An 11,925-nucleotide genomic window follows, 5' to 3' on the forward strand; every position below is an offset into this window, starting at 1 on the left:
ACCAGCAACCCTAAAAAATATGTACATAAAAAAGCGGGGGCTGTTAAGCCCCCGCTTTTTTTTATAACTACTGAGCCATACGCACGTAGTTTTCGTATCTTTCCTTGGCGTCTGCCTGAGTCTTCTTGAACAGCGCTTCCGCTGTTGCGGGGAAGAGTTTCGCCAGTGAATTGTAGCGGACTTCGCCCATGATGAAGTCTCTGAACAGATCCAGGTTCGGCTCTTTGGAATCCAGGGTGAACGGGTTCTTGCCCTCTTTCTTAAGGTCAGGATTGAACCTGTAGAGGTGCCAGTATCCGGCCTTGACAGCCTTGTCCATTTCCTGCTGGCTGCGGGTCATGTTGATCCCGTGGTTGATGCAGGAGGAGTAAGCGATGATCAGCGACGGGCCTTGATACGCTTCTGCTTCTTTGAAAGCTTTGACGCACTGGGCCTGGTTTGCGCCCATCGCAACCTGCGCTACATATACATAACCATAGGTCATGGCCATTGCGCCCAGGTCTTTCTTCTTGGTGTTCTTGCCGGCTGCGGCAAACTTGGCGATAGCCGCGGTCGGGGTGGACTTGGAGGACTGGCCGCCGGTATTGGAATAGACCTCGGTGTCCACAACCATGATGTTGATGTCCTCGCCGGAAGCGAGCACGTGGTCAACACCGCCGTAACCGATGTCATAGCCCCAACCGTCGCCGCCGAATGACCAGTTGGACTTCTTGATCAGGTAGTCTTTCAGATCTAAGATCTGCTTCAGGATCGGGTTGGTTGCCTTTTCGAGCAGAGGAACAAGTTGCTTGGTGGCCGCTTTGGAGCCATCGCCCAGCAGCATGTTGTCCAGCCAGCCCTGCAGGGCAGCCTTGGTTTCAGCTGGTATATCCTGAGCTAAAGCATCTTTCGCCAGCCCGGCAATTTTATTTCTGATTTGCTTAACGCCCAGGTACAGTCCTAAGCCAAATTCTGCGCTGTCTTCAAACAGTGAGTTGGCCCAGGCCGGACCGTGACCTTCCGCGTTTTTGCAGTAGGCCATGGACGGTGCGGCAGCGGGATAAATAGATGAGCAGCCCGTGGCGTTGGCGATAAGCATCCTGTCGCCGTAAAGCTGGGTCAGGAGCTTGATGTACGGTGTCTCACCGCAGCCGCCGCAGGCGCCGTTGAATTCAAATAACGGCTGGCAGAACTGGCTGCCCTTAACGCTGTACTTATCCCAGAGGTTTTCCTTAATTGTAACTGTTGTTGCGAATTCCCAGTTGGCAGATTCAATTTCTGACTGGGTCTCAAGCGGCTCCATGACGAGAGCTTTTTCTTTGGCCGGGCAGCAGTTGACGCATACTTCGCAGCCCATGCAATCAAGCGGTGAAACCTGCATGCGGTAGGTAAGTCCAGCCAGTTGCTTGCCGACAGCTTTCAGTGTTTCAAACTCTTTCGGAGCTTTTTGAGCTTCCGCCTCGTCTAACAGGAACGGCCTGATGGCAGCGTGTGGGCATACCATCGAGCACTGGTTGCACTGGATGCAGTTTTCCTTGATCCACCTAGGCACGAATGCCGCTACGCCGCGCTTTTCAAATTGCGATGTGGCGGACGGGAAGGTGCCGTCTTCTGCCCCTTTGAAGGCGCTGACGGGAAGCTTGTCGCCTTCTTGCCTTGTGATCGGACGCAGAATGTTCTTGATAAATTCGGGGTCTTTCTTGTTGTTTACAGGATCATCAGGAGCGTTAGCCCATGCATCCGGCACATCGACCTTAACCAGGTTATTGATACCGGCATCAACAGAGGCGTTGTTCATGTTGACGATCTTCTCGCCTTTTTTGCCATAGGCCTTCTGGATCTGTGCTTTCATGTATCCGACAGCTTCGTCGATGGGAATAACTTTGGCCAGGTTGAAGAATGCAGACTGCATAATCATGTTGGTGCGGTTGCCCAGGCCAAGTCCTCTTGCCAGTTCAACGGCGTTGATGGTGTAGAAGTTGATCTTATTCTTGGCAAGGTAACGCTTCATCGCGGCCGGCAGTTTTTCATCCAGCTCTTCCGGTGTCCACACGGTGTTGAGGAGGAAGGTGCCGCCGGGCTTGAGGCCGGCAGTGACGTCATACATATTGACATAGGCCTGGTTGCTGCAGGATATAAAGTTAGCACTACTGATCAGGTAAGGGGCTTTAATCGGCTTCTTGCCGAAACGCAGGTGAGAAACGGTAATGCCGCCGGACTTTTTGGAGTCATAGGCAAAGTATGCCTGTGCCAACAGATCCGTGTGGTCACCGATAATTTCGACGGCCTGCTTGTTGGCGCCGACAGTTCCGTCAGAACCAAGTCCCCAGAACTTGCACTGGATGGTCCCTTCCGGTGTGGCGTCAATATCTTCACCCCTGGGCAGGGAGGTATTGGAAACGTCGTCGATAATGCTGATGGTGAAGTTGTTCTTCGGCTGAGCAGCCTTCAGGTTGTCAAACACTGCTACGATATCGCAAGGCAGTGTGTCTTTGGAACCAAGGCCGTAGCGGCCGCCTACGATAATCGGCTTAATGTCGGCATCGTAGAATGTGTTTTTGATATCCATGTAAAGAGGCTCGCCGGGAGATCCGGGAGTCTTAATCCTGTCAAGGACGGCGATCTTCTTCACTGACTTGGGCAGAACGTCAAAGAAGTATTTGGGAGCCCAGGGCCTGTACAGGTGGACCTTGACGATACCAACTTTCTCGCCCTTGGCCATCAGGTAGTTGATGGTCTCTTCCGCTGTATCGCAGACGGAACCCATGGCAACGATGATGTTCTCAGCATCCGGCGCGCCGTAATAATCAAACGGCTTGTACTGCCTGCCGCAGATTTCGCCCATTTGCTTCATATAATCTGCCACTATGTCTGCTACTGGCTCGAAGTAAGGGCTGCAAGCCTCTCTGGCCTGGAAGAAGATGTCGGGGTTCTGGTTTGAGCCCCTGGTAACCGGGCGGTCCGGGTTCAGGCTCCTGTCGCGGAATGCCTTGACGTCTTCCATGTCGATGAGCTTGGCATAGTCTTCATAGTCGATCATTTCTATCTTTTGTTGCTCGTGGGAGGTCCGGAATCCATCATAGAAGTGCAGGAATGGGATCCTGGACTTGATGGCGGCCGCGTGGGCGACGGGGCCGATGTCGATAATTTCCTGGACGCTGTTGGAGCAGAGCATTGCCCATCCGGTCTGTACAGTGGACATAACGTCGGAGTGGTCGCCGAAAATGTTCAAGGCATGGGTCGCCAGGCTGCGGGCAGTGACGTGCAGTACGCCCGGCAGGAGCTCACCGGCTATTTTGTACATGTTCGGGATCATCAGCAGCAAGCCCTGGGAAGCGGTGTAGCTGGTTGACAGCGCACCGGCTGCTAGCGCGCCGTGCAGAGCACCGGCGGCGCCTGCTTCGGATTGCATTTCAGTAACATTAACGGTTTGCCCGAATATATTCTTTAGACCTTGAGCGCTCCACTCATCCACGTATTCCGCCATGGGTGAGGATGGAGTGATGGGGAAAATGCAGGCGCATTCGGTAAACGCATACGATACGTATGCCGCTGCCTTGGTTCCGTCCATCGTCTTCATTTTTTTGGCCATTTAGTTGACTAACCTCCTTTTAGAATTGGAACTTTAATTCGTCATACCGGGCCGGGAGGTAAACCGCCGGCCCGGTAATGACATTTTAATTACTACTAATACTATACAGGATAGTAACGCAATACTATACAGGATAGTACTGGCTGCTCTGTTTGGCCAGTTCAATATCTACCTTAAGTTTCTTGGCCATTCTTTCCTCAAGGAACTTGGGAGCTACCTGCGGGTAGATGGCGTTGGAAATAATGTCTTCTTCCTTCTCCATAACGTACGCGATAGTTTCCTTGGCCTTCGGAAGTTCAGGCTCGAGCATGTCGGCCGGACGGCAGGTAATCGGCTTCTCATTGCCGATGATCATCTTGCGGGCTTCCTCGTTAATCGGTGCCGGAGGCCGTCCATAGTAACCGCGCATGTACTGCTTAACTTCGTTGGTGCACATCTTATAGCGTCCCATCAGGACGTTCAGCACAGCCTGAGAACCAACGATCTGGCTGGACGGTGTTACCAGCGGAGGCCAGCCAAAGTCTTCCTGCACCCGGGGCATTTCCGCAAGCACTTCAGGCAGGCGGTGCAGAGCGTTGGCCTGCTGCAGCTGGGACAGGAAGTTGGACATCATGCCGCCAGGCACCTGCGATACCAGGATACCGGCATCGGGATACTTTTGCGCCAGGTCGAACGATGCGTACAGCGGGCGGATTTCTTTCCAGTAGTCGGCCAGTTCAATCATGGGCTCAAGGCTTAATCCGGTATCATATTCGGTACCTTCAAAAGCTGAGCACATAACTTCGATTGACGGCTGTGAAGTCTGAACAGACATTGGGGATATGGCGCAGTCAATAATGTTGGCGCCTGCTTCGATGCCCTTCATGTAAGCCATCGAACCCATGCCGCTGGTGTAGTGGCAGTGGATCTGGACGGGCAGGGTAATCTTGGCGTCCCTGATGCCCCTGACTATATTGTAAACCACGTAAGGAGCTATGATTCCGGCCATGTCCTTGATGCAGAGAGAGTGTACTCCCATTCCTTCCAGTTCCTTGGCCAGTCCGACATAGTGCTCAACCGTGTGCACCGGGCTGATAGCGTAACAAAGAGTGCCCTGGGCGTGAGCCCCTTCATCTATGACGGTCTTAATAGCAACTTCCAGGTTCCGGTAATCGTTCAAAGCGTCGAAGCAACGGAAAATATCCATGCCGTTAAAGACCGCTTTTTTGATAAACTCGATCAGGACATCGTCAGCGTAGTTCCTGTAACCAACAACGTTTTGCCCCCTGAGAAGCATCTGGGTCTTGGTTTTTTTCAGGTGGCGCCTGATTACCCGGAGACGCTCCCACGGATCGTCGCCGCAGAAACGCATGCAGGTGTCAAAAGTCGCGCCGCCCCACATTTCCATTGAATGGAAGCCAATCTCGTCGTGTTTCTCAGCTATCGGGATCATATGCTCGGTCTTCATCCGGGTAGCCAACAAGGACTGGTGGGCATCCCGGAAAGTAGTATCGGTAATTAATGCAGCTTTTGGTCCTTTTGCCATCTTATTATCCTCCCCTTTTATCGCTAGCCGGACTCTTTTAGGATCCCAGCCCGACTACCTTCATCAGGTCGCGAACTGCCTGGATGGAATAATCCAAGCCCGCTTTCTCTTCCGGTGTGAGATCGATTTCAAGAACCTTTTCTACGCCGTTGCCGCCGATAATGGCCGGTACGCCGGTGTAGATGTCCTTGGCGCCGTATTCGCCGTTCAGATATGCCGCCACAGGCAGGATCCGCTTCTTGTCTTTCAGTACAGCCTCAGCCATTTGAACTGCGGACGCTGAAGGAGCGTAGAAGGCGCTGCCGGTCTTCAGGAAGTTAACAATTTCGGCTCCGCCGTTTGCTGTTCTCTTAACGATTTCAGCCAGGCGCTCGGCAGGGATCAGCTTGGTAATCGGTATGCAGCCCACGTTGGCGTGGCTGAGCACTGATACCATGGTGTCGCCGTGGCCGCCAAGCACTAAAGCGTTAACATCCTCGAAGGACGCTCCGAGTTCCATAGCCACAAAGGTGCGGAAACGGGCTGAATCAAGCACGCCGGCCTGTCCAAAGACGCGGTTGGCCGGGAATCCACTGGCCTTCCAGGCAGTATAGGTCATTACATCAAGCGGGTTGGAAACGACGATAATGCATGTATTGGGTGAGTAACGGGCAAGATTTTCAGCTACCATGCTGACGATCTTGTAGTTGGTGTTCAGAAGGTCGTCACGGCTCATGCCGGGTTTACGGGCAATACCGGCTGTAACGATACATACATCTGAATCAGCTGTATCTTCATAATTATTTGTGCCTTTTACCCAGCAGTCCGTTCCATCCAGCGGGTTGGACTGCATTAAATCCAAGCCTTTACCCTGCGGCACGCCCTCAATAACGTCAAGAAGGACTACATCCCCCAGTTCCTTGGCTACACACCAGTGGGCTGCTGTAGCGCCAACGTTACCTGCCCCAACGACTGTTATTTTATTCCTCTTCATTGAGCACAACCTCCCTAATATTTTTATGAACAACAAGCGTCGTCCATATTCCATTTCCGGTGGAAGTCCATATCTGCGGCTTCCACCGGATTCTATATTTAACCGATAACGATTAGGGCATCGCCGCCGTTTACAGCCTGGCCCTTGGTTACCTTAACTTCCTTGACTGTGCCGGCCTTGTCAGCTGCAAGCTCGTTCTCCATCTTCATGGCTTCCAGGATTAACAGCACATCACCGATATTAACGGCGTCGCCGACTTTTACTTTAACATCAAGAATGGTGCCTGGCATCGGGGCACACAGTGCGCCGCCGCCACCGCCGCCTGCGGCGGGTTTGGGAGCTGCTGCCGGGGCTGCTGCCGCCTTAGGTGCAGCTGCAGGAGCCGCTGCCGGGGCCGGCGGGGGAGCTGCTGCCGGGGCTGCCGGAGGAGCTGCCGGGGCTGCTGCCGCCGGGCTTCCGCCTATTTCTTCAACTTCTACTTCAAAGATTTCTTCATTAACTTTAATTTTGAATTTTTTCATGCAATATTTCCCTCCTAATGGTAGGCCTGTACTTGTTGCCTTACATGAAATCCCTCATACTCAGATCACGGCCAAGCATTAACTCGGCAAGGCCAGCCCTTTTCCAGGCGTTTCCGACCTTGGTCACGCTGCTGACTTGGTAGCCTGCTTCAGCCGAGTAACCGTATAGAGCCACAGCCGCAGAAATAGCGGCGAGCACTTCGGGTTTAATACCGGCCTTTGCTTTTTGTTTAGCCATTTATTATATCCTCCTACACGCCGGTATTCATAACTACATGGGGATGTTTCCGTGTTTCTTCTTGGGTCTGCTTTCGCGCTTGGTGGACAGGTTCCAAAGAGCTTCGATAATCTTGGCCCTTGTTTCTGTCGGGTCGATAACATCCTCAATGAAGCCCCTGGCGCTTGCAATGTACGGGTTGGCAAAGCGATCGCGGTAGTCCTGCACCAACTGCTTGCGCTTCTCGATCGGGTTTTCGGCCGCGGCGATTTCCTTGCGGTTAATAACGTTAACCGCGCCTTCCGGGCCCATAACAGCGATTTCAGCTGAGGGCCAGGCAAACGTTGAGTCAGCCCGCAGCGATGCCGCGCACATGGCCAGATAAGCGCCGCCGTATGCTTTACGGGTTATTATTGTAATTTTGGGTACGGTAGCTTCGGAATAAGCGTACAGCATCTTGGCGCCGTGCCGGATAATGCCGCCGTATTCCTGCTGGACGCCGGGCAGGAATCCCGGAACATCCATAAATGTGATGATCGGTATATTGAAGCAGTCGCAGAAACGGATCTGCTTGGCAATCTTGTCGGATACGTTAATGTCAAGGCATCCGGCGAGTACTCTGGGCTGGTTGGCGATAATACCCACCACTTGGCCGCCGATGCGGGCAAAGCCTACCACACCGTTGGTAGCATAGTACTGGTGTACTTCAAACAACGAACCGGCGTCGACAACCCCGTTGATCAGGTTCCGGACATCATAACCCTTGTTGGCGTCATCAGGAATAACGGTGAGAAGGGTTTCTTTGCCAAAAGCAGGATCAACAGCCGGATATGTCGGGGGCTCGTCCAGGTTGTTCAGGGGCAGGTAGCTGACCAGCGCTTTAATCTGGGCAATGCAGTCGTCCTCGTTGGCTGCCATGAAGTGCGCCACGCCGCTGACCTGGTTGTGGGTAGCCGCGCCGCCTAAAGCTTCCTGGCTGACGTCTTCACCGGTGGTAGCCTTAATTACCAGCGGGCCGGTAATGAACATCTGGCTGGTGTTTTGGACCATCATGATGAAGTCGGTGAGGGCTGGTGAATACACAGCGCCGCCGGCACATGGTCCCATGATTACGGAAATCTGCGGAACTACACCGGAAGCGATGGTGTTGCGGTAGAAGATCTGTCCGTATCCGTCAAGGGCGTCCACGCCTTCCTGGATGCGGGCGCCGCCGGAGTCGCAAATTCCGATTACCGGCGATCCAACCTTCATTGCCATATCAAGAACCTTGCAGATCTTGGCGGCGTGTACCCTACCAAGCGATCCGCCGACAACTGTGAAGTCCTGGGCGAAGAGGTATACTTTGCGGCCGTTCATGGTGCCGTAACCGCCTATAACACCTTCGTTCGGGTTCTTTACTTCCCTGTAGTCTACTTCAGTATTTGCGAAAACATCAATTTCCTTGAAGGAACCTTCGTCAAACAGCTTGGCGATTCTTTCGCGGGCGGTATATTTGCCGCCGTCATGCTGCTTGTCAATTCTCTTCTGGCCACCGCCGGCAGTTACATCAGCCCGCAGCTTAGTTAGAATATCCAGTTTATCCTGCATACTCATGCGATTACCTCCATTCTAGTCGCGCTCACTCAGTTCGATCAGAACACCAAAGGTGGATTTCGGGTGCAAAAATGCTATTTTAGCTCCACCGGCGCCATACCTGGGCTTCTCGTCAATTAAACGGACACCTTTTTCTTTGAGCTCCGCTAGTGCTTTTTCAATGTTGTCAACCCGGAAAGCGAGATGCTGGATGCCTGCACCGTTCTTTTCTATATATTTCGCGATGGGGCCATCCGGTGATGTTGATTCCAGTAATTCTACCTCGCTGTCACCTACAGGGAAAAACGCTACTTTTACTTTCTGCTCTTCCACTACTTCTGTGCCTGCGGATTTTAATCCCAGTGCCTCATAAAACTTCATGGCTTCAGCAAGATCTTTGACCGCAATTCCGATATGGTCAACCTTTTTAAGCATCCGAATCCCTCCATGTATTTGGATTCACAAACTTTAACACTCTCTTAATAAACAGGGCCGGCGCAGGGCAGGTACCCGGCAATCCCGGCCTGCCCCGCGCTGTATAAATTTAGTTTAACCCTTGCTTACTTAACATTTTCCTTGATATACTTAACAACTTTTTCCAGAGGAGTGCCCGGTCCGAATATTTCGGCCACGCCAGCCTCTTTCAATGCCGGAATATCGTCATCCGGGATAATCCCGCCGCCTACCACCAGAACGTCGCCTGCGCCCTTTTCTCTCAGAAGGTTTACTACTTCCGGGAACAGTGTGCCATGTGCTCCGGAAAGGATGCTCATGCCGACAACATCTACGTCTTCTTGCAGCGCGGCTGATACAATCTGTTCAGGAGTCTGCCTTAAGCCCGTATATACAACTTCCATGCCTCCGTCACGAAGGGCCTGGGCTATAACTTTTGCTCCACGGTCGTGACCGTCAAGGCCTGGCTTTGCGACCAGAACACGAATGCGTTTCTCGCTCATCTGCTTTCCTCCTTCTCCTAGAATACGATTTGCTGCTTGTACTCACCGAATACGTCTCTCAGAACTCCGCAAATCTCACCGAGAGTTACATATTCTTTAACTGCATCGATAAATACAGGCATCAAATTGGTGTCGCTCAGCGCAGCTTCGCGTACAGCTTTAAGCTTGGCTTCAACAACCGCTTGGTCTCTTCCCGCTTTCATCGCCTTGAGTTTTTCAACCTGGCGTTCGCCAACGGAAAGGTCAACTTTGAGCAGTCCTTCTATCGGCTTTTCTTTCATTTGGAACCTGTTTACGCCGATAACGGTCTTCTTCTTATTGTCGATAGCCAGCTGGTACTGGTACGCAGAGTTGTGGATTTCCTTCTGCATGTACTCGATAGCCTTGACAGCGCCGCCAATGGCGTCGATCTTGGCGATATATTCCATGGCTTTTTCCTCAAGCGCGTTGGTCAGGGCCTCGATGTAGTAGGAGCCGCCCAGCGGGTCGACCACGTCGCAGACACCAATTTCATAACCTATAACATGCTGGGTGCGCAGCGCGATCATCACTGACTCGTCACAGGGCAGTGCCAGAGCTTCGTCGTAGGAGTTGGTGTGCAGGGACTGGGTGCCGCCCAGCACAGCGGAAAGAGCTTCAAAGGCAGTCCTCATGATGTTTACCATGGGCTGCTGGGCAGTCAGGCTGACGCCGGCAGTCTGGGTGTGGAAGCGCAGCATCTGTGAACGCGCGCTCTTGGCGCCGAAACGCTCTTTCATAACTTTTGCCCAGATGCGGCGGGCCGCCCTGAACTTGGCGACTTCCTCAAGGAAGTTCAGGTGAGCGTTAAAGAAGAACGAAAGGCGTCCAGCGAAATCATCGACCTGCAGGCCGGCTTTGATGGCAGCGTCAACATAGGCGATACCGTCGGCCAGGGTGAAGGCGATTTCCTGGGCAGCTGTCGCGCCGGCTTCACGGATGTGATAGCCGCTGATGCTGATGGTATTCCAGGTCGGAACTTCCTTGGCGCAGAATTCGAATATATTCGAAATCAAACGCATGGAGGGTTCCGGAGGCAGGATATATGTGCCGCGGCAGATATATTCCTTGATTACGTCGTTTTGAATGGTGCCGTTGATTTGAGCTTTGGTGAATCCCTGTTTTTCCGCACAGGCGATATACATGGCCAGCAGTACGCCGGCGGGGGCGTTGATGGTCATCGATGTGCTGACCTTGCCAAGGGGAATCTGGTTAAACAGCACTTCCATGTCCGCCAGGGAGTCAATCGCCACACCCACTTTGCCAATTTCGCCCCGAGACAGCGGATGGTCGGAGTCGTAACCGATCTGGGTCGGCAGGTCGAAGGCGCAGCTGAGGCCTGTCTGGCCTTGCTCCAGCAGGTAGCGGAAACGGGCGTTGGTTTCTTCAGCGGAACCAAACCCGGCATACTGGCGCATGGTCCAGAGGCGCCCGCGGTAAACGTTGGGCTGTACGCCGCGGGTAAACGGAAATTCCCCGGGCAGACCCAAATCAGCGTCATAATCTCTGTCACTTAAATTCAGCGGAGTGTAAACAGTGTCAATAACGAACCCGGAGTCAGTGGCAAACTGGGCTTCTCTTTCCGGGCGCTTTTTTACTGTCGCATCCAGCTTCGCAGCCCAATTCTCTTTCTTGGCTGCTATTTTGTCCAGTTGATCTTGTTTAAACAAGATATCTCCTCCTTCCATTAATAATTATTTTCTTCCAAGCGCCTCTTTAATCAGCGCAGGGACTTCAAACGGCAGCGGGGCTACTTTGGCGCCGGCGGCTGTTAAAGCTTCTACTTTGCCCGCATATGTTCCCTTGCCGCGCTCGATAATGGCTCCCGCGTGTCCCATCCGCTTTCCAGGAGGTGCGCTTTTTCCTGCGATGAAGGCAACGACCGGCTTGGTCATTTCCTTGATGTATTCGGCAGCGATTTCTTCGTTGTTACCGCCGATTTCACCGATCAGCACAACAGCCTTGGTCTGGTCGTCCTTTTCAAACATCTTCAGCACATCAACGAAAGTCAGGCCTACTGCCCTGTCGCCGCCCATGCCGACAACGGTGGACTGTCCGAGGCCGTTAGCGGTGAGGTTGCCGACGATTTCATAGGTCAAGGTCCCAGAGCGGGCAACTACACCGATGTCGCCCTCAACGAAATACTGGTTGGGCGGGATGCCCATTTTGCATTTGCCGCCGGAAACGATGCCGAATGTGTTCGGGCCGAGCACATAGGCTCCCTTGCGCTTCGCATAGGCAACAATATCGATTTCATCAAATACCGGAACGCCTTCAGTAACGATGACGACTACCTTTACGCCTGCTTCCAGGTTTTCCAGGGCGGCGTCTTTGGTCCCGGCAGCGGGAACAAATATAACTGAAGCGTCGATCCGGTGCTTCTCACAGGCTTCACGGACTGTGTTGTATACGGGGATGCCTTCTACTTCCTGCCCGCCTTTGCCGGGGGTGCATCCGGCAACAATTTTGGTCCCGTAGGCAAGCATCTGCTTGGTGTGAAATGAAGCTTGTCTGCCGGTTATTCCCATGACTAATACATTAGTATTCTCATCAATGATAATAGCCAATTTTA

At 53.0% G+C, this 11,925-nt stretch carries 10 protein-coding genes; all 10 read right to left on the reverse strand.

Annotated elements, in window-relative coordinates; all coding sequences use genetic code 11:
- Positions 1-67 precede the first annotated feature (67 nt).
- The 10 genes from nifJ to sucD all read right to left on the reverse strand — a co-directional run bounded on the left by nifJ (position 68) and on the right by sucD (position 11,920).
- The gene (gene nifJ, locus ACOBQJ_RS01010; RefSeq protein ID WP_421069843.1) at positions 68-3,571 is read right to left on the reverse strand and encodes a pyruvate:ferredoxin (flavodoxin) oxidoreductase; all 3,504 of its coding nucleotides are present in this window, start codon (positions 3,569-3,571) and stop codon (positions 68-70) included.
- Between the two features lie 124 nt (positions 3,572-3,695).
- Positions 3,696-5,096, reverse strand: coding sequence for a pyruvate carboxylase subunit B (locus tag ACOBQJ_RS01015; protein ID WP_421069844.1), 1,401 nt, complete (start codon positions 5,094-5,096; stop codon positions 3,696-3,698).
- A 37-nt stretch (positions 5,097-5,133) separates the two neighbouring features.
- On the reverse strand, positions 5,134-6,069 hold the full coding sequence (gene mdh, locus ACOBQJ_RS01020; RefSeq protein WP_421069845.1) for a malate dehydrogenase: 936 nt from the start codon (positions 6,067-6,069) through the stop codon (positions 5,134-5,136).
- A 98-nt stretch (positions 6,070-6,167) separates the two neighbouring features.
- Positions 6,168-6,590 carry a biotin/lipoyl-containing protein gene (locus tag ACOBQJ_RS01025; protein WP_421069846.1) on the reverse strand — a complete coding sequence of 141 codons (423 nt, stop codon included), beginning with the start codon at positions 6,588-6,590 and terminating at the stop codon, positions 6,168-6,170.
- Positions 6,591-6,630: 40 nt separating this feature from the next.
- Complete coding sequence (locus ACOBQJ_RS01030) at positions 6,631-6,828, reverse strand: hypothetical protein (protein ID WP_421069847.1); 198 nt, start codon at positions 6,826-6,828, stop codon at positions 6,631-6,633.
- A gap of 33 nt (positions 6,829-6,861) precedes the next feature.
- Positions 6,862-8,400 (reverse strand): acyl-CoA carboxylase subunit beta, encoded by a 1,539-nt coding sequence (locus ACOBQJ_RS01035; RefSeq protein ID WP_421069848.1) that lies wholly within the window; start codon positions 8,398-8,400, stop codon positions 6,862-6,864.
- A gap of 15 nt (positions 8,401-8,415) precedes the next feature.
- Positions 8,416-8,814 carry a methylmalonyl-CoA epimerase gene (mce, locus tag ACOBQJ_RS01040; RefSeq protein WP_421069849.1) on the reverse strand — a complete coding sequence of 133 codons (399 nt, stop codon included), beginning with the start codon at positions 8,812-8,814 and terminating at the stop codon, positions 8,416-8,418.
- Positions 8,815-8,939: 125 nt separating this feature from the next.
- Positions 8,940-9,335 (reverse strand): cobalamin B12-binding domain-containing protein, encoded by a 396-nt coding sequence (locus ACOBQJ_RS01045; RefSeq protein WP_421069850.1) that lies wholly within the window; start codon positions 9,333-9,335, stop codon positions 8,940-8,942.
- Positions 9,336-9,352: 17 nt separating this feature from the next.
- Positions 9,353-11,023 carry an acyl-CoA mutase large subunit family protein gene (locus ACOBQJ_RS01050; protein ID WP_421069851.1) on the reverse strand — a complete coding sequence of 557 codons (1,671 nt, stop codon included), beginning with the start codon at positions 11,021-11,023 and terminating at the stop codon, positions 9,353-9,355.
- A 24-nt stretch (positions 11,024-11,047) separates the two neighbouring features.
- Positions 11,048-11,920: a succinate--CoA ligase subunit alpha gene (sucD, locus tag ACOBQJ_RS01055; RefSeq protein WP_421069852.1), complete on the reverse strand. Its 873-nt coding sequence runs from the start codon at positions 11,918-11,920 to the stop codon at positions 11,048-11,050.
- Between the last annotated feature and the right edge of the window lie 5 nt (positions 11,921-11,925).

The sequence above is a fragment of the Pelotomaculum propionicicum genome, from assembly GCF_048984525.1.
Taxonomy (GTDB): Bacteria; Bacillota; Desulfotomaculia; order Desulfotomaculales; family Pelotomaculaceae; genus Syntrophopropionicum; species Syntrophopropionicum propionicicum_A.